Below are 18,075 nucleotides of genomic sequence, written 5' to 3' on the forward strand. Positions count from 1 at the left end.
CGACCTGTCAGGACGAGCGCGCGGTAGACCCGGGGCTCGCCCTGACAGGCCCTGAGTCACGCGAGTTGTCCTGACAACTCAGGTCAGACGGCGGCGCGCGGCTCGACGAGGCGGGCCAGCAGCTCGACCAGCAGCCGCTCGACCAGCGGCGCGGGCAGCGCCTCGACGAGCGCCAGCAGCGGCGCCATGGGCCCGACGCCCGGCGCCGCGTCGGGGTCGCCGCCGACCGTGCCCAGCCCGATCCCGTCCAGGAGCGCCGCGGCCGTCGCGGAGTCGAGGGTCGCGGTGGGGTCGAGGGGCGGGAGGGCGCCGAGCAGCGCGCCGGCGTCGGGCCGCGGCCGCCCGCGCACCTCGTCGGCGGCGGCGTGCAGCACCGGCACCAGCTCGTCCAGCACGCCCTCGGTGACGGGGGTGACGGTGAGGTGCGTGGTGTGCGGCAGCCGCGTGCCGTCGGCCTGGTCGAGGCCGGGCTGCGCCTGGAGGACCCAGCCGCGGCGCGCCACGGCGTCGGCCCACACGTGCGGGTCGACGCGCCGGTCCGCGGGCACCGCGGCGTCGGCGGCCACGGCCAGCAGCGGGCCGACGGGCGAGCCGACGACGCGCAGCCCGTCGATCCCGGCCGGTCCGTCGACGGCGTCGCGCAGCGCGAGGGTGGCACGCCGGGCGCGGCCGGCGAGCGTCGCGAGCCCGTCCGTACCGAGGGCCTGGAGGATCGCCCACGCGGCGGCGAGCGGGCCGCCCGAGCGCGAGCCCAGCAGCGTCGGGTTCACGACGGGGTAGCCGGGCCACCGGGTGGTGGCGAAGTACTGCGCCCGCTGGCGGTCGCGGTCGCGGTGCAGCAGCACGGACGCGCCCTTGGGTGCGAACGCGTACTTGTGCAGGTCGGCGCTCACGCTGGTCACGCCGGGCACGCGCAGGTCCCAGGCGGGCAGCCCGGGCCAGAAGGGCAGGGCGAAGCCGCCGATGCACGCGTCCACGTGCAGCGGCACGCCGTGGTCGGCGGCGAGCGCGGCGACGTCGGCCACCGGGTCGGCGGCGGCGTGCGGGTAGGACGGCGCGGAGATGACGACGAGCGCGACGTCGGCCGCGCCCGCGGGGCCGCCGGTCAGGCGCGCGCCGAGCGTCGCGGCGTCGACGGCGCCCGCCGTCGGGCCGTCGGCGGCGACGGGCACGAGGTCGAGCTCCAGCCCGTAGAGATGGGCGGCCTTCTGGAACGCGGCGTGCACCGTGACCGGGGCGACGAGCCGGGGGCGTGCCTCGCCCGGCCGCAGACGGCGGGCGGCGAGCCAGGTGTCCCGCGCGGACTGCACCGCGAGCAGGCAGCTCTCCGTGCCGCCGCTCGTCACGCTGCCGACGGTGTCCGCGTCGCCGCCGAGCAGGTCGCGCGCGAACGCGACGACGTCGCGCTCCAGGGCGGCCACCGAGCCGAACGTCGTGGGGTCGAGGCCGTTGACGGGCTGCATCGCGCGCGCCGCGTCGCCGGCGAGCGCGTCCAGCTCGGGGACGCCCGGGTCGTACACGTAGCTGAGCACCCGGCCGCCGTGGGTGGGCGCGTCGCGGTGGCGCAGGGCGGCCAGCGCCGCGAGCACGGCGGCGGGGTCCTGGGCCAGGTCGAACGGATCGTCGCGCGCGTCGGCGGGCAGGGCGGGGCGGTTCACGGGGCCTCCTGGGGACGGGGAGAGGGGGCGTCGGCCCGGGTGGGGTCGGGGGCGGCGGGGCCGGGCGCGCTGTCGTGCCCGTCGTCGTGCGCGTCGACGTCGCGCCGGCGCAACGGGTAGCGGCCGAGGGGCACGAGGCTCGCGACCACGAGCAGCGCGGGCAGGAGGCTGAACGACGCGACGATGCCGAGCACGGCGGCGGGCGGCTGGTCGACGGCCTGAGCGCCGGTGGACTCCACGTAGCCGGTGACGGCGAGCACCACGGTCAGCAGGGTGGTGCCGAGGGCCATGCCGGTGGTCTCGCCCGCGGTCCAGATGCCGCCGAACGCGCCGGCACGGTCGGTCCGCGTCACGCGGGCGTCGTGCGCGATGACGTCGGGCAGCATCGCCATCGGCAGCGACTGCATGCCCGCGTACGCCGCGCCGGCGAGGGCCACGGGTGCGTACACCCAGGCACCGGGCGCCCAGGCGAGGGGCAGCAGCGCGAGCGCCGCGACGGCGAACAGCACCGACGCCAGGCGGAACGCGCGCTCCTTGCCGGTGCGACGGGCGAGCACGCCCCACGCGGGCGTCACGACGAGCGCCGGCCCCACGAGGGCGACGAACAGGAACGTCACCGCGGCCGTGTCGTCCAGCACCCAGGTCGCGACGTACTGGGCGCCCGCGAGCATGGCGCCGGTGGCGAGCGCCTGCAGCACGAAGGCGCCGAGCAGGGTGCGGAACGGGCGGCTCGAGCGCAGCAGCCCGAGCCCCTCGCGGTAGTGCGCGGCGAGCCGGGGGCGGGCCGGGACCGGCCGCGGCGGGGCGGGCGGTCCCGCGGAGCGCTCGACCGTCGACGCCACGAGCAGCGCCGCCCCGAGCACCAGCGACGCGGCCACCGCCATCAGCAGGTACCCGAGCCGCTCGTCGTCGCCCCCGAGGCCCCGCAGCGCGGGCCCGCCGCCGCCGAACAGCAGGATCGCGGCGGTGAGCACCACGACCCGCGCGGTGAGCAGGCGCGTGCGGGCGTCGTAGGTGCCGGCGAGCTCGGCGGGCAGGGCGATGTACGGCACCTGGAACAGGCTGAACGCCGTCGCCGCCGCGAGGAAGGCGAGGAGCACCCAGGTCGCCGCTCCCGCCGGGGCGAGGCCGGCCGGCACGGCGAACGTCAGGGTGAAGAACACCGGCAGGGCGAGGCCGCCCACGACCATGAGGCGCCGGCGGCGCCCGGTGCGGGCGCGCTCGCGGTCGCTGGCCGCGCCGATCAGCGGGTCGATGACGACGTCCCACACCTTCGCCGCGGTGACGAGCAGACCGGCGAGCCCGGCCGCGACGCCGAGGGTGTCCGTGAGGTAGAAGACCAGCACCAGGCCGGGGAGCGTCGCGAACCCGCCGGTGCCGACGGACCCGACGGCGTACCGGGCGACCGTGCCCCTGCGCAGCGTCATGACGCGGGATCGTAGCGGTCCGGGAATGCCGCGGGGCCCGCCGTCCTTGTGCGTACTGTGACCCAGGCGACGAACTCTGCCCCGGCCGGCCTCGCGCTCGGCTCCCTCGACCTCGCCGGAGCGCCGCTGGTGCTCGGCGGCAACGTGTTCGGCTGGACGGCTGACGACGCCGCGTCCTTCGCGGTCCTCGACGCGTTCGCCGACGCCGGCGGGCGCATGCTCGACACCGCCGACGGGTACTCCGCCTGGGTGCCGGGCAACTCCGGGGGCGAGAGCGAGGCGACGATCGGCCGCTGGCTCGCGCGCACGGGCCGGCGCGACGACGTGCTGGTCGCGACCAAGGTCTCCGCGCACCCGCAGTTCCGCGGGCTGGCGGCGGCGAACGTCCGGGCCGCGGCGGAGGCGTCGCTGAAGCGCCTGGGCACCGACCGCATCGACCTGTACTACGCCCACTTCGACGACGCCGACACCCCGATCGAGGAGACGGCGGCGGCGTTCTCCGCCCTCGTCGACGACGGCCTCGTGCGCGAGATCGGCGTCTCCAACTACACGCCGGGGCGGATCGACGAGTGGTTCGCCGCCGTCGACGCGGCGAGCCTGCACCGTCCCGTGGCCCTGCAGCCGCACTACAACCTCGTGGAGCGCGGCTTCGAGGACGGGCTGCGCCAGGCCGCCGAGCGCCACGCGCTCGGGGTGCTGCCGTACTACGCGCTCGCCTCCGGCTTCCTCGCCGGCACCTACCGCGACGGCGAGGCGCCCGACAGCCCCCGTGCCCAGGGCGCCGCGCGCTACCTCGACGACCGCGGGCGGCGCGTGCTGGCCGCGCTCGACGACGTCGCCGCCGCCCACGACGCGCCCGTCGCGTCCGTCGCGCTGGCCTGGCTGCGCGCGCAGCCGACCGTCGTCGCGCCTATCGCCAGCGCCCGGCACACGGGCCAGCTCGGCGCCCTGCTGCGCTCGATGACGCTGGAGCTCACTCCCGACGAGCTCGCCCGGCTGGACGGCGCCTCCGCCTGAACCGTCTCGGGGCGGTCGTCAGTCCTCGAGGGGGCCGAGCACGGCCTGCGCGACGGTCGAGTGGGCGGACTCGTCGTCGCTGGGATGGAAGATGCCGGCGAGCACGTCGCGGTAGAGCCGGCCGAGCTCGGAGCGGTTGAAGTACGTGGACCCGCCGGAGCAACGGATCGCCTCGTCCACCACCTGGCGGGCCGTCTCCGTCACGCGCACCTTGAGCCCCGCCGTCGAGCGGAAGAAGCCGGCACCTGACCCGGACCGCACGTCGACCTGGGCGTCGACCTCGCCCGCCACGAGGTCGAGCTGCGGCCACAGGCCGTCCAGCGCGAGGGCGGCGGTGCCGATGCGCCAGCGGATGTCCGGGTCCTGCGAGTACGCCTTGCCGGTCTTCATCGAGCGCCGCTTCCCGACCGTCTCGACGGCGAGCGCCAGCGCGCGGTCGGCGATCCCCAGGTAGACGCTCGCGAGCAGGATCTCGAAGCTGGTGAAGATCCCCAGCACGTACGGGTCGAGGCTGGGGCCGGGCGCGATGCGCCGCAGCACGCGGTCGGCGGGGGCGTGGGCGCCGTCGAGCACGGTGGTGCAGGACTGCGACGCCCGCATGCCGAGCGTGTCCCAGTCGTCCTTGATCTCGAAGCCGCCGCCGTCACGGGTGACGAACGCGTGCACGATGCGCGGGTCGTCGGGGTCGGTCGCGTCGTCCAGGCCCATGACACCGAGACGCGTCCAGCCGGGGGAGTTGGACGTGAAGATCTTCGTGCCGTGGAAGGAGTACCCGCCGTCGCCGTCGGGACGGGCCTCGGTGCGCGAGCCGAGCAGCACCAGGTCGTTGCCCGCCTCGGAGTAGCCGAAGCCGAAGACCTCGCCGTGCGCCGTCTCCTCGAGCAGCCAGTCGAGGGAGGAGTCGCCGCGCTCGTGCAGGAACCGGGCGACGCCCACCCACACGTGGTGCATGTTCACCGCCAGGGCCGTGGCGGGCGCCGCGCCGGCGAGCCGGGCCTGCTCGCGCGCGGCCTCGCGCAGGGTCAGGCCGGCGCCCCCCAGGTGCTGCGGGACCATCGCCTGCAGGTACCCCGCCGCCTTGAGGTCGGCGAGGTCGTCGGCGAAGAACGCGTTCTCGCGGTCGTACGCCGCCGCACGGCCGCGGATCGTCTCCAGCAGCTCGTCGGTGAGGATCTGGCGCGGGGCGGAGAGCGGCGAGGGGAAGGACGACGGCGCGGCGTCCGGCGAGGTCACAGGCATGACCTCACCGTACGCCGCGCCCTGGCTCAGACGTCCGCCGTCGCCTCCTGCCCCTGCGGCAGCAAACGGTGCAGCACGTCCGCCAGCGTGACGACGCCGAGCGTGCGCCCGTCGCGCCGCACCAGCGCGAGCTGCTCTCCCGCCTCGCGCAGCAGCGAGATCGCCGCGTGCACGGTGGTCGCCGCGTCGAGCACGAACGGCGCGCGCGCCACGGGTGCCACGGGGGCGCCGTCGTCGAGCAGCAGGGTGTCGCGCACGTGCACGACGCCGGCCACCTCACCCTCGGCACCGCCGTCGCGCAGCAGGATGCGCAGGTGGCCGGACGCCACGGACGCGGCGCGCACGTCGGAGGCCGTGGCGTCCGCGGCGACAGAGGTGGGGCGTGCCCCCTCCGGCACCAGCGCGTCGACGGTGAGGGTCTCGAGCTCGAGCGCCCCGGCGATCTGCGTGGAGTACGTGGCGTCGAGCGCGCCGACGTTCACGGAGTGCTCCACGAGGTGCCGCAGGGTGGCCGGGTCGTGACCCGCCTCGATGTGGTCCACCGGCTCCACGCCGACGGCACGCAGGCACTGGTTGGCCAGCGCGTTGAGCCAGCGCAGCACGGGCCGGGTGACCCACATGAACGCCCGCATCGGCAGGGCGAGGAGCGTCGCGGACGCCTCCGGGTGCGCGATGGCCCACGACTTGGGCGCCATCTCGCCCACCACGAGGTGCAGGAACGTCACGAGGATCAGCGCGAGCACGAAGCCCGCGACGTCGGCCACCCAGTACGGCGCGCCCCACGCCGCGAACAGCGGCGTGAGCCAGTGGTGGACCGCCGGCTTGGTCACGGCGCCGAGCGCCAGGGTGCAGGCGGTGATGCCGAGCTGCGACCCGGCGAGCAGCAGCGTGAGCTCGGACGAGCTGCGCAGCGCGGCCCGGGCGGACCGGCTGCGCGGGGCGGCGTCCTCCAGCCGGTGGCGGCGCGCCCCGAGCAGGGCGAACTCCACGGCCACGAAGAACGCGCTGAGCGCGATGATCACGACGGTCGCGACGACGACGACCCAGGGGTTGCTCATCGGTCGTCCTCCTTCGCGAGGTCGGGCGTGGCGTCCGGGGCGGGCTCGACCGTGCCCTCCGCGGTGCCCTCGAACAGCCGCACGCGCACCAGGTGGGGCACGTGCCGCTCGACCGAGATCACGTCGACCTCGAGCCATCGGCGGCGGGGTTCGTCGTGCACGAGGTCCGCCGGGTCCGGCGGGAGGTCGACCCTCACCGCGTCTCCCGCGCGGGGCAGCGCGCCCGTCTGCGCGATGAGCAGCCCGGCGACCGTCTCGTGGTCGCCGCGCGGCAGGTCGTGCCCGATGGCGCGCTCCGCCTCGTCCAGGTGGACGTCGCCGCCCATCACCCAGGCGCCGTCGTCCTCGTGCGCCACGGTGACCGGCAGGTCCGGGTCGTGCTCGTCGGTGATCTCGCCGACGAGCTCCTCGGCGAGGTCCTCGAGGGTGAGCACGCCCGCGAGGCCGCCGTACTCGTCGACGACGACGGCGAGCTGGTTGCGGGTGCGCGTCAGCTCGGTGAGGGCGTCCGGCAGCGCCATGAGGGTGGGCAGCACGGTGACCGGCCGCATGAGGTCGGTGACGGGAGCGGCGTCGTCGAGGCCGGTGCGCAGCAGGTCGGTGAGCTGGACGACGCCGAGCGCGCGGTCCTCGGCGTCCACCACCGGGTAGCGGGAGTGGCCGCCGGACATGAGCGTGCGCAGCTCGCCCACGGTGAGGGCAGGGTCGACGGTGCCGACGCGCGAGCGCGGGATCATGGCGTGCTCGACGTCGTGCTGCGGGAAGTCGAGGATGCGGTCGATCAGCACCGACAGGTCGTCGGGGAGGTCGCCGCTCTCGCGCGAGTCGGCCACGATGTGCTCGAGGTCGCGGGCGGTGGCGGAGTGCTCGACGTCGTGCACCGGCTCGATCTTCAGCACGCGCAGCAGCGCGTTCGACGCCTTGTCGAAGATCGCGATGAGCCAGCCGAGGACCGTGAGGTACGCCGTCGTCGAGCCGGCCAGGCGCAGGGCCGTGGGCTCCGGCCGGGCGATGGCGAGGTTCTTCGGGAACAGCTCGCCGAACAGCATCTGCACCAGCGTCGAGACGGCGAGCGCCGCCACCGTGCCGACGGCCACGCCGACCCCGGTGGGGACGCCGACGCCGCCGAGCATCGTGCCCAGCGCGTCGCCCACCAGGGGCTCGGCGACGTAGCCGACCAGCAGGCCGGTCACGGTGATGCCGAGCTGGGCGCCCGAGAGGACGAAGGACGTGCGGCGCGTGACGGCGAGGGCGCGCTTCGCGGTCGCGTCACCGGCCTCCGCGCGGGCGGCGAGCCGGGAGCGGTCCACGGTCATGTAGGCGAACTCCTGGGCGACGAAGTAGGCCGTCGCCGCCGTGATCACGAGGATCACCAGGATGCCGAGGAGGAGGGAGAGGACGGCGGTCACCGGGGGCGCACCGCCTCAGGGTCGGCAGGAGTCGAGGGCTGCGGGGAGCCCGGACTATGACTGGGGTCGTCGGCGGGCGCGGCCTGATCCTCGGCCGGGGGCGCCGCGATGGCGTTCGAGTCGTTCGTGATGTCCACGATCGCCCCAACGACGCTCCCGCGCCATCGGTTCCCGGCGCTACGCTCCCGTGCACACGGTCGACGAGGACCGTGCCGCACGAAGGGACCGCCATGTCCGAGACCAGCGCCGACACCGCCGTCGGCCGCAGCGCCGACACCAGCAGCACCGACCGTTCCGTCATCCGCAGCCCGCACGCCGACGTCGAGATCCCCGACGTCAGCCTCTACGACTTCCTCTTCGCGTCCCTCGCCGCCGCGGACGTCGACCGGGTCGCGCTGGTCGACGGCCCGAGCGGCGCCAGGATCACCTACGGGGAGCTGCGTGACCGCGTGGAGGCGATCGCCGGGGCGTTCGCCGCCCGGGGCCTGGGCCTCGGGGACGTGGTGGCCCTGCACAGCCCCAACGTGCCCGCCTTCGTCGCCGTCTTCCACGGGCTGCTGCGGGCCGGCATCACGGTGACCACGATCAACGCGCTCGCGTCGGGGCGCGAGGTCGCCAAGCAGCTCGGGTCGTCCGGGGCGAGGGCGCTCGTGACCGTCTCGGCCCTGCTGCCGGCGGCCGAGGCCGGCGCCGACGCCGTAGGGATGGCGGCCGCCGACGTCGTCGTGCTCGACGGCGCGGACGGCCACCCGTCGCTCGGGGAGCTCCTCGCGGGCGGCCACGCCGCGCCCGACGTCGCGTTCGACCCCCGCACGCACCTCGCCGTCCTGCCCTACTCGTCGGGCACGACGGGGCTGCCGAAGGGCGTGATGCTGACCCACCGCAACCTCGTGGCGAACGTGGTGCAGACGGAGGCGTACCTGCCCCTCGCACCTGACGACGTCGTCCCCGCGGTCCTGCCGTTCTTCCACATTTACGGCATGACGGTGCTCATGAACGGCGCGATCTACCAGCGCTCGGCGCTCGTCACCCTGCCGCGGTTCGACCTCGCCGAGTACCTGCGCGTCGTCGAGCAGCACCGGGCCACCGTGCTGTTCGTCGCGCCGCCCATCGCGCTGGCGCTCGCCAAGCACCCGGCGGCCGCCGGCAGGGACCTGTCCAGCGTGCGGATCCTCATGTCGGGGGCGGCCCCGTTCGACGAGCACCTGGCCGAGGCGGTGGGCCGCCGCCTGCCGGGCGCCCGGGTGCTGCAGGGGTACGGGATGTCCGAGATGTCGCCGGTCTCGCACGTCGTGCCCGTCGACCGCACCGACATCTCCCCGGGCACCGTCGGCCTGCTGGTGCCCAACATGCTGGCCAAGGTCGTCGACCCGGCGACGGGCGAGGCGATCGCGCTGCCCGAGGTCGGTGTCAGCGCGCCCGGCGAGCTGCTGTGCTCCGGTCCGAACGTCATGGTCGGCTACCTCGCCGACGAGCAGGCCACCCGGGACACGCTCGAGCCCGACGGCTTCCTGCACACCGGCGACATCGTGACGGTCGACGCGGACGGCGCGTTCACGGTGGTCGACCGCCTCAAGGAGCTCATCAAGCACAAGGGGTACCAGGTGGCGCCCGCCGAGCTGGAGGCGCTGCTGCTCACGCACCCCGAGATCGCGGACGCGGCCGTGATCGGCGTGCCGGACCCGGAGTCGGGGGAGGTGCCGAAGGCGTTCGTCGTGCGGGCCGAGGGCAGCAGGCTCGACGGCGGCGACGTGCAGGCCTTCGTCGCCGAGCACGTCGCCCCGTACAAGAAGGTGCGGGTCGTGGAGTTCGTCGACGCGGTCCCGAAGTCCGCGGCGGGGAAGATCCTGCGCAAGGAGCTGCGCGCCCGCTGAGGTGGTGGGGACGGCGGGTCCGGGTCCGGTAGGTTGGGCGGCGATGTCCGACGCCACCGCCGCTCCCACGAGCCCCGTTCCTGCCGTCCCGCCCGCAGGCGACGGTGCCCCGCGCAAGACCCGCGTCGCCGTGCTGTTCGGCGGTCGCTCGGGCGAGCACGCCATCTCCGCGTCCACCGCGGCCGGCGTGCTGCGCGCGATCGACCGCGACCGCTACGACGTCGTGCCCGTGGGCATCACGCGCGAGGGTCGCTGGGTGATCGCCGCCGACGACCCGGAGCGGTGGCAGATCACCGACGGCCGGCTGCCGGAGGTGACCGCCGACTCGGGCGCCGAGGTCGTGCTGTCGCTCACCCAGGGCGAGCGCACCCTGCGCGTGCTGGAGCCGGGCCAGGTGCCCGCGCTGCTCGGCGAGGTCGACGTCGTCTTCCCGCTGCTGCACGGGCCGTTCGGCGAGGACGGCACGGTGCAGGGCCTGCTGGAGCTGTCGGACGTGCACTACGTCGGCGCGGGCGTGCTCGCCTCGGCGGTCGGCATGGACAAGCACTTCATGAAGCTCGTGCTCGCCGGCCAGGGCCTCGCCGTCGGCCCGTACGTCGTGATCCGCCCCCGGGAGTGGGAGCGGGACCGCGCCGCGTGCGTCGCCGCCGTCGAGCCGCTCGGCCTGCCGCTGTTCGTCAAGCCCGCCCGCGCGGGGTCGTCGCTCGGCATCACGCGCGTGGACGACCTGGCCGACCTGCCCGCCGCCGTCGACGCCGCGCGCGAGCACGACCCCAAGGTGGTCGTCGAGGCCGGGATCGACGGCCGCGAGATCGAGTGCGCCGTGCTCGGCGGGCACGACGGCGCGCGGGCGCGGGCGTCGCTGCCCGGCGAGATCGTCGTCGACCACGACAGCCACGCGTTCTACGACTTCGAGGCGAAGTACCTCGACGAGGCGCACGTCGACCTGCGCTGCCCGGCCGAGCTGCCGCAGGCCGTCATCGACGAGATCCGCGAGGTCGCGGTGCGCACGTTCGAGGCGGTGGAGGCCGAGGGCCTGTCCCGCGTGGACGTCTTCGTCACCCCCGACGAGCGCGTGATCGTCAACGAGATCAACACCATGCCCGGGTTCACGCCCTTCTCGATGTACCCGCGCATGTGGGAGGCGTCGGGCGTGAGCTACCCCGAGCTCGTCGACGAGCTCATCCAGCTCGCCCTGGAGCGCCCCACCGGCCTGCGCTGAACGGCGTCGTGCAGGAGGTCGGCGAGCCTCAGGGCACCACGAGCTCGCCGAGCGGGCCCGGGGCGTGCGCGACCTCCCACAGGAACCCGTCGGGGTCGGTGAAGTAGCCCGAGTAGCCGCCCCACTCGCGCTGCACGCCGTCGCGGACCGTCGCGGCGCCGGCCCGGCGGGCGTGCGCCAGGACGGCGTCCACGTCGGCCGGCGTGCCGACGTTGTGCGCCAGGGTCAGCGGCGCGGTGCCGCCGCGCACCACCGGCCCGATCTCCTCCGTGGCGTGCCCCTCGTCCCAGAGCGACAGCACGACGTGCTGCCCGACCTGGAACATCAGCACCTCGCCGGGCGCCTCCATCAGCGGCTCCCAGCCGAGGCCCTCCACGTAGAAGCGCCGCGTGGCGGCGAGGTCGGCGACGACGAGGGTGACGAGGCTCAGGCGCTGGTCCATCCCGTCACCGTGCCACGGGCGGTCGGTCCGCGCCTCGGCAGTCGCGTCAGGTGCACTGCGCGGTCGGCGGCACGTTGCTCACGGCCTGGGCGAGATCGCCGACGAACGACGTCGAGTGGTCCTCGGTGACCGACGGGGGCACGACGACCTCGACGGCGGGCTCGCGACCGTAGGTGGTGAACCGCCAAGTCCCGTCCTCGCCGGCCTCGACGATCCAGTCCACGGCGCCCGCCGGGGACTCGACGCGCTGGCAGTCGGGAGAGGGTCCGGGCGGGGTGACGCCGCAGCGCAGCGTCACGGCGGCCCCGGGCTCGCCCCAGGCGGCGGTGGCCTGGGCGTTGGTCTTCGCCTTGTCGAGGTCGCCCGCGAGCACGTCGGGCAGCGCGAGCATGACGGGCGCGCAGTCCGGGTTGGCGGCGTCCTCGGCGGGCGTCGCGCCGATCGTGGTGGCGCAGGCAGCCAACGGGAGGACGAGGACGCCCAGCGCGACGGCGCGGGCAGCGGCGCGGGACGACATCAGGGCACGGGCACGACGGGGCACGGCGACCACGCTACCGGGCGGGACGTGCCCGCCGACCGCCTACAGTCGTCCCGTGACCGACGCCACCCGACCCCTCGTGCGCGACCTGTCCGAGGAGGACCTGCTCGCGCGGATCTTCCCGCTGCTGCCCGCGGCGGCGGCGACCCTGCTCGGCCCGGGGGACGACGCGGCGGTGGTCGCGGCCCCGGACGCGCGGTTCGTGGTCACGACGGACGTGCTCGTCGAGGACCGGCACTTCCGCCGGCGCTGGTCGGGCGGGTACGACGTCGGGGCGCGGGCCGCGACGGCCAACCTCGCGGACGTCGCGGCGATGGGCGCGCGCCCGACCTCCCTGGTCGTGTCGCTCGTGGTCCCGGGAGACCTGCCGGTCGACTGGGTGACCGGGCTCGCCCGCGGCCTGGCGGACGTGTCCGCGCCGGTCGGGGCGGGCGTCGTGGGCGGGGACCTGTCGGGCGGCGAGACCGTGGTCGTGGCGGTCACCGCGCACGGCGACCTGGAGGGGCGTGCGCCCGTGACGCGGGCCGGTGCGCGGCCGGGCGACGTGCTGGCCTACGCCGGGCACCGCGGGCTCTCGGCGGCAGGCCTCGCGCTGCTCGACGCCGGCGCGGCGGCCCCCGCGGACGCGACGACCGTCGACGGCGCGGCGGGGGTCGGTGCCTGCGTGGCCGGCTACCTGCGCCCGGGGGCGCCGCTCGCGGCCGGTCCGGCGGCGGCCCGGGGCGGGGCCACCGCGATGCTGGACGTCTCGGACGGGCTGCTGCGCGACGCGGGCCGGATGGCGCGCGCGAGCGGCGTCGGCGTGGACGTCGAGGCGGGCGCGCTGGCGATCGACGTCGAGCGGCTGCTGCCCGCCGCCCGGGGGCTGGGGCTCGACCCGGAGGCCGCTCGGGACGCCGCGCGGGGATGGGCGCTCACCGGGGGAGAGGACCACGGCCTGCTCGCCGCGTTCCCGCCGGGCGTCGCGCTGCCGGAGGGCTTCCGCCGTGTGGGGCAGGTGCGGCAGGGACCCGCCGTCGTCACCGTGGACGGTGCGGAGCCCGCCGCGCGCGGCGGGTGGGACCACTTCGGCGGGTGACCGCGCGGGGGTCGCTCAGCCGCGGCGGTAGCGCACCTCGGTGACCGGGGTGTCGCCGATGTCGTCCATGCGCTCGACGCCGTCCGCCTGGAAGCCGTGGCGGCGGTAGAAGTGGCGTGCGCGCTCGTTCTGCGCGAGCACCCACAGCGACATCGGCACGCCGTCGGGGACGTCGGCGAGGACGGTGCGCATCAGGTCGCGGGCGACGCCGCGGCCCCAGGACTCGGGGTCGAGATAGATCGCGTAGAGCTCGAGGTCGCCGTCCTCGGCGTCCTCGTCGCGCGACGGGCCGTAGCTCGCGAAACCCAGGAGGCGGCCGTCGCCCTCGGCGACGAGCGTGGTGCGGGTGCCCTCGTCGAGGATCTGCTGCCACTGGGCGGCCCGCTCGGTCGCGTCGAGGGAGTCGAGGTACTCGGCCGGCAGCACGCTGGCGTAGGCGCCCTTCCACGAGGTGAGGTGCACCTGGGCGATCCGCCCGGCGTCGGTCACCGCGGCGGGCCGGATCTCCACGTCGCTGTCGGTCTGCACGATCATCTGCTCAGAGTGCCACGTCGTCGCCGCCTCGGCCAAGGCCGTTTGGTGAATCCTTCACGAATTCTTTGCCGGTGTCCGCGGGCGACGAGCGCGCGGGGACGCCGGGTGCACGAGGGGACGACGAGACGCCCGCCGGGAAGATCCCGACGGGCGTCTCGCGAAAGCGTCGAAGCACCGGGGTGTGCCCGGTGCGCAGGCTCAGGCCTGGCGCGTGACCTTGCCCGCCTTGAGGCAGGAGGTGCAGACGTTCACACGCTTGGGGGTGCCCGCGACCACGGCACGGACGCGCTGGATGTTCGGGTTCCAGCGGCGCTTCGTGCGGATGTGGGAGTGCGAGATGCTGTGCCCGAAGCCCGGGCCCTTGCCGCAGACGTCGCAGTTGGCAGCCACGGTCTCTCCTGAATCGTCGTGACACGACCCGCGCCAGGGCAGCAGGACGTGAAGCTTGGTGGTTGGGGGAGCCCGGAACAGGCCGGGCAACCACACGAGGATAGCCGATCGGAGGAGTGCCCCTCAACGTGTGGTGTCTCACCGCTACCGTGGGGGCGTGCAACAGCCCGAGCTCCTCGACGCCTCCGTCGTCCGTGCCTGGGTGAGCACGGCCGCCCGGGCCCTGGCCGAGGCCCGCGCCGAGATCGACCGCGTGAACGTCTTCCCCGTGGCCGACGGGGACACCGGCACCAACATGTACCTCACGATCCGCGATGCCGCGGCGGCCGTCCACGCCGCGCCCGCGGACGCCGGCGGGGCGCGCCTGCTGCGGCTGGCCGCGCGGGCGGCCCTGCGCGGCGCACGGGGGAACTCCGGGGTGATCCTCAGCGAGTGGTTGCGCGGTCTCACCGTCGCCGCGACGCGTGGCGACAGCCTCGCCATCGCGCTCGACGTCGCTGCCCGGACCGCGCGCCACGCCGTCGCGCACCCCGCGCCCGGCACCATCCTCACGGCGGCGGAGTCCGCCGCGGCCGCGGCCCGGCACGCCGAGGCCGGCGGGATGGTCGGTCCCGCCGGAGCGGCGGCGCGGCTGTCCACGACCGACGCCGCCTGCCGCGGTGCGCGGGAGGCGGCCCTGCGCAGCGTGGGGGCGCTGGAACCGTTGCGTGCCGCCGGCGTGCTCGACGCCGGCGCCTGCGGGCTCGTGCTGGTGCTGCGGTCCCTGGCGGCGGCGCAGCGGGCGGCCGCCGAGGGAGTGTCGGAGGCGGACGGCAGCATCGGCCCCGTGCTGCTGGACATCGACCTGCGAGGACACGCGGCGCCCTCCGCCGGCGAGGCCGCCGAGGGAGACGACGGGTCGCGCACCGGCCGGGGCACGGGCCCCGGCGGTGCCCTGCCCGCGGGTGGGCCCGAGGGTGGGCACGAGCGGTCGCACGGGCATCCCCACGAGCATCCCCACGAGCACGGCGGCGTCGCGACCGACGACGTCGAGCTCATGTTCCTGCTGGAACGGTCGGCGTCCGCCGCCGACTTCAGCCCCGGCGCGGTGGCCGACGCGTTGCGCGCCGACCTGGACGACGTCGGGAGCTCGGTCGTCGTCGTGGGCGGCGCCGAGGACGGCACCGGTGCGGACGACGTCGACCGCTCGCTCTGGCAGGCCCACGTGCACACCGCGGACCTCGACGCGGCGCTCGGCGTGGCACGGCGCTGGGCGTCGCGGGGCGCGGTGTCGCGGGTGTCGGTGCGGCACCTCGCGGTCCCGCCCGACCGGTGGGCGGTGGTCGTCACGACGGCCGCGCCGGCGCTGGCCGCCGAGCTCGCGCGCGGCGGCGCCGTCGTGGTCCTCGACCTCGACGTCCCCCCGACCGCGGCGGACCTCGTCGCCGCGGCGGTCGGGGCGGGGGCCCCGCGGGTGCTCGTCCTCGCGCCCGAGGCGCTGCAGACCGACCCCGTGGGCCCGGGAGCGGGCGCCGCGGACGGGCCCGAGGCGGCGCCCGAGATCGTGCGGGTCGTCGCGCCCGGCGACGTGCACGTCGTGGCGGGGATGTCCGCGCTGGCCGCGACGCTCGACGACCCGCGCGAGCAGGACGCGGGCGTCCCCGACGCCGTCGGTGCGGTGGTCGCGGGGCTGCGCGTCGGCGGCGGCCCGGCCGTCACGGTCGGCGCCATCGTCAAGCGGCTCGTGGCGGGTTCGCCGATCGCGATCGTCACCCTGCTGCCCGACGACGACGTCCCTGACGCCACCGTCGAGGTGCTCGCGTCGCGGGCCGCGGCCGTGTCCGACGGCGCGGACGTCGTCGTCATGCGCACCGGTCGCCCCGGGGACCACGTGGCGATCGGCGTCGAGCCGCTCGCCGTCGACGCGGCGGAGGGACCCGCGTGACCGGGCGCGAGGGCGAGGCGCTGACCAAGGTGCTGGGGGCCCGCAGCGCGGGCCCGCTGGCCAAGCTGGGCCTCGTCACCGTCGGGGACCTGCTGCGGCACTACCCGCGCCGGTACGGCGACCCCGGCACGCTCACGGACATGGACCGGCTGGCGCTCGGCGAGCACGTCACCGTGATGGCGCGGGTCGCGCGGGCGACCGTCCGGACCATGCGCTCGCGCGCGGGCGCCATGCTGTCGGCGGTCGTCACGGACGGCCGGCACGAGCTGGCGCTGACGTTCTTCGCCAAGCGTGCCGGCGCGCTGCGGCCGCACGAGGACAAGCTGCGACCGGGGCGCGTGGGGCTGTTCACGGGGGTGGTGAGCGAGTACCGGGGCACCCGCCAGCTCACCCACCCGGACTACGTCCTCGTGGGCGTGGACGCGGACGACGCCGAGGAGGCGATGTTCGAGGCCAGCCGACCCATCCCCATCTACCCCGCGTCGTCGTCCGTGCCCTCCTGGCGCATCCAGCGGGCCGTGCGCACGGTCCTCGACCCGCTCACCGAGGCGGACGTCGAGGACCCGGTTCCCGACGAGGTCCGTGCCCGGCACGGGTTGCCGAGCCGGCTCGACGCCCTGCGCGCGATCCACCACCCCGTCGACCAGGCCTCCTGGCAGCAGGCACGTCACCGCTTCCGCTTCGAGGAGGCCTTCGTGCTGCAGGCGGCGCTCGCGCAGCGCCGGGCGCACGCCGCCGAGCAGGAGGCCACGGCCCGCCCGTCGCGGGGGCCGGGGGAGCCGAGCCTGCTCGCCGACTTCGACGCGGCACTGCCCTTCACGCTGACGGACGGGCAGCGCGCGGTGGGCGAGGACCTCGCGCACGAGCTCGCGCAGGCCCGCCCGATGCAGCGGCTGCTGCAGGGCGAGGTGGGCTCCGGCAAGACGGTCGTGGCGCTCCGGGCGATGCTGCAGGTGGTCGACGCCGGCGGCCAGGCCGCGCTCCTGGCGCCCACGGAGGTGCTCGCGGCGCAGCACGCCCGCACCCTGCGCGCCCTCCTCGGGCCGCTCGCCGAGGGCGGGCTGCTCGGCGGGGCCGCGCACGGCACCAGGGTCGCCCTTCTCACCGGATCGCTCGGCGCCGCCGCCCGCAAGGAGGCGCTGCTGCAGGCCGCGAGCGGGGAGGCGGGGATCGTCGTGGGCACGCACGCCCTGCTGGGCGACCAGGTGCAGTTCGCCGACCTGGGTCTCGTCGTCGTCGACGAGCAGCACCGGTTCGGCGTCGAGCAGCGCGACGCGCTGCGCGCCAAGGGGCGCGTGGCGCCGCACGTGCTCGTCATGACGGCCACGCCCATCCCGCGCACGGTCGCGATGACGGTGTTCGGCGACCTCGAGACGTCGTCGCTCACGCAGGTGCCCGCCGGGCGCGCCGGCATCACCTCGCACGTGGTCCCCGCCGGCAACCCGCGGTGGATGGAGCGCACCTGGTCGCGTGTGCGCGAGGAGGTCGACAAGGGGCACCGCGCGTACGTCGTGTGCCCGCGGATCCACCCCGACGAGGACCTCCCCGCCGGCGGCGGGGCAGCGGCGAAGGACTTCGACGACGTCCCGGACCTGCTCGAGCTCATGGACGGCGACGGGGCGGCCGACGAGCGTCCGGCGCTGCGCGCCGTGCTCGAGGTGGCGGACATGCTGCGCGAGACGCCGGCGCTCGACGGCCTCGACGTCGGCGTGCTGCACGGCCAGATGGCGCCCGCGGACAAGGAGTCCGCGATGGCCCGGTTCGCGGCCGGCGAGCTGCAGGTGCTGGTCTCCACCACCGTGATCGAGGTCGGCGTGGACGTGCCCGAGGCCACGGTGATGGTCGTCTTCGACGCCGACCGGTTCGGCCTGTCCCAGCTCCACCAGCTGCGCGGCCGGGTCGGGCGCGGCTCCGCGCCGGGGCTGTGCCTCCTGGTCTCGACGGCGCAGCCCGGCACGCCCGCGGCGACCCGGGTCGAGGCGCTCGCGGAGACGACCGACGGTTTCCGGCTCGCCACCCTGGACCTCGAGCTGCGCTCCGAGGGCGACGTGCTCGGCGCGGCCCAGTCCGGCCGCTCCAGCTCGCTGCGCCTGCTGCGCGTCGTGCAGGACGCCGACCTCATCGCCGACGCGCGGCGGGAGGCCACCGCCGTCGTCGACGCCGACCTCGAGCTCGGTGAGCACCCCGAGCTGCGCGCGGCGATCGCGGCGCAGCTGGACGACGAGCAGGAGGAGTTCCTCGAACGGGCCTGACCGGTCGACTGGT

15 protein-coding genes are annotated in these 18,075 nt (G+C 75.9%); 6 read left to right on the forward strand and 9 right to left on the reverse strand.

What is annotated here, in order from left to right; all coding sequences use genetic code 11:
• Positions 1 to 83 precede the first annotated feature (83 nt).
• Positions 84 to 1,658: a pyridoxal phosphate-dependent decarboxylase family protein gene (locus ACFQ8Y_RS18705; protein WP_430586398.1), complete on the reverse strand. Its 1,575-nt coding sequence runs from the start codon at positions 1,656 to 1,658 to the stop codon at positions 84 to 86.
• The gene (locus ACFQ8Y_RS18710) at positions 1,655 to 3,085 is read right to left on the reverse strand and encodes an MFS transporter (protein WP_430586399.1); all 1,431 of its coding nucleotides are present in this window, start codon (positions 3,083 to 3,085) and stop codon (positions 1,655 to 1,657) included. The genes ACFQ8Y_RS18705 and ACFQ8Y_RS18710 overlap by 4 nt, the downstream gene beginning before the upstream one ends.
• 57 nt (positions 3,086 to 3,142) lie before the next feature.
• Here ACFQ8Y_RS18710 and ACFQ8Y_RS18715 point away from each other — a divergent pair, with 57 nt between their 5' ends.
• A complete protein-coding gene (locus tag ACFQ8Y_RS18715; protein WP_430586400.1) occupies positions 3,143 to 4,102 on the forward strand; it encodes an aldo/keto reductase in 960 nt (319 codons plus the stop codon).
• Between the two features lie 18 nt (positions 4,103 to 4,120).
• Here the strand turns inward: ACFQ8Y_RS18715 and ACFQ8Y_RS18720 are convergent, their stop codons facing one another.
• The 3 genes from ACFQ8Y_RS18720 to ACFQ8Y_RS18730 are packed head-to-tail and all read right to left on the reverse strand — an operon-like array spanning position 4,121 to position 7,808.
• The gene (locus ACFQ8Y_RS18720) at positions 4,121 to 5,341 is read right to left on the reverse strand and encodes an acyl-CoA dehydrogenase family protein (protein ID WP_430550212.1); all 1,221 of its coding nucleotides are present in this window, start codon (positions 5,339 to 5,341) and stop codon (positions 4,121 to 4,123) included.
• A gap of 26 nt (positions 5,342 to 5,367) precedes the next feature.
• On the reverse strand, positions 5,368 to 6,399 hold the full coding sequence (locus ACFQ8Y_RS18725; RefSeq protein WP_430550211.1) for a CNNM domain-containing protein: 1,032 nt from the start codon (positions 6,397 to 6,399) through the stop codon (positions 5,368 to 5,370).
• Complete coding sequence (locus ACFQ8Y_RS18730) at positions 6,396 to 7,808, reverse strand: hemolysin family protein (protein ID WP_430550210.1); 1,413 nt, start codon at positions 7,806 to 7,808, stop codon at positions 6,396 to 6,398. Before ACFQ8Y_RS18730 ends, ACFQ8Y_RS18725 begins: the two co-directional genes overlap by 4 nt.
• Positions 7,809 to 8,038: 230 nt before the next feature.
• Between ACFQ8Y_RS18730 and ACFQ8Y_RS18735 the strand changes: the two genes are divergently transcribed.
• Together ACFQ8Y_RS18735 and ACFQ8Y_RS18740 are read left to right on the forward strand one after the other, a co-directional pair.
• Entirely contained in the window at positions 8,039 to 9,682 is a 1,644-nt protein-coding gene (locus ACFQ8Y_RS18735; RefSeq protein ID WP_430586401.1) for an AMP-binding protein, read from the forward strand.
• Between the two features lie 43 nt (positions 9,683 to 9,725).
• Positions 9,726 to 10,904: a D-alanine--D-alanine ligase family protein gene (locus ACFQ8Y_RS18740; RefSeq protein ID WP_430550208.1), complete on the forward strand. Its 1,179-nt coding sequence runs from the start codon at positions 9,726 to 9,728 to the stop codon at positions 10,902 to 10,904.
• A 28-nt stretch (positions 10,905 to 10,932) separates the two neighbouring features.
• Here ACFQ8Y_RS18740 and ACFQ8Y_RS18745 read toward each other — a convergent pair whose 3' ends face one another.
• Together ACFQ8Y_RS18745 and ACFQ8Y_RS18750 are read right to left on the reverse strand one after the other, a co-directional pair.
• Positions 10,933 to 11,346 (reverse strand): VOC family protein, encoded by a 414-nt coding sequence (locus ACFQ8Y_RS18745; RefSeq protein ID WP_430586402.1) that lies wholly within the window; start codon positions 11,344 to 11,346, stop codon positions 10,933 to 10,935.
• A 46-nt stretch (positions 11,347 to 11,392) separates the two neighbouring features.
• Positions 11,393 to 11,887, reverse strand: coding sequence for a DUF3515 family protein (locus ACFQ8Y_RS18750; RefSeq protein ID WP_430563783.1), 495 nt, complete (start codon positions 11,885 to 11,887; stop codon positions 11,393 to 11,395).
• 52 nt (positions 11,888 to 11,939) lie between these two features.
• Between ACFQ8Y_RS18750 and ACFQ8Y_RS18755 the strand changes: the two genes are divergently transcribed.
• Positions 11,940 to 12,962, forward strand: coding sequence for a thiamine-phosphate kinase (locus ACFQ8Y_RS18755; RefSeq protein ID WP_430586403.1), 1,023 nt, complete (start codon positions 11,940 to 11,942; stop codon positions 12,960 to 12,962).
• A gap of 15 nt (positions 12,963 to 12,977) precedes the next feature.
• Here the strand turns inward: ACFQ8Y_RS18755 and ACFQ8Y_RS18760 are convergent, their stop codons facing one another.
• Both ACFQ8Y_RS18760 and rpmB read right to left on the reverse strand, forming a co-directional pair.
• Positions 12,978 to 13,496, reverse strand: a complete 519-nt coding sequence (locus tag ACFQ8Y_RS18760; protein ID WP_430586404.1) for a GNAT family N-acetyltransferase — start codon at positions 13,494 to 13,496, stop codon at positions 12,978 to 12,980.
• A 198-nt stretch (positions 13,497 to 13,694) separates the two neighbouring features.
• Positions 13,695 to 13,886 carry a 50S ribosomal protein L28 gene (gene rpmB, locus ACFQ8Y_RS18765; RefSeq protein WP_069984843.1) on the reverse strand — a complete coding sequence of 64 codons (192 nt, stop codon included), beginning with the start codon at positions 13,884 to 13,886 and terminating at the stop codon, positions 13,695 to 13,697.
• Positions 13,887 to 14,043: 157 nt separating this feature from the next.
• Between rpmB and ACFQ8Y_RS18770 the strand changes: the two genes are divergently transcribed.
• Entirely contained in the window at positions 14,044 to 15,810 is a 1,767-nt protein-coding gene (locus tag ACFQ8Y_RS18770) for a DAK2 domain-containing protein (RefSeq protein WP_430586405.1), read from the forward strand.
• Positions 15,807 to 18,062 (forward strand): ATP-dependent DNA helicase RecG, encoded by a 2,256-nt coding sequence (locus tag ACFQ8Y_RS18775; RefSeq protein WP_430586406.1) that lies wholly within the window; start codon positions 15,807 to 15,809, stop codon positions 18,060 to 18,062. Before ACFQ8Y_RS18770 ends, ACFQ8Y_RS18775 begins: the two co-directional genes overlap by 4 nt.
• Positions 18,063 to 18,075 lie beyond the last annotated feature (13 nt).

The organism is Isoptericola sp. NPDC056605 (assembly GCF_042792795.1).
Taxonomy (GTDB): Bacteria; Actinomycetota; Actinomycetes; order Actinomycetales; family Cellulomonadaceae; genus Isoptericola.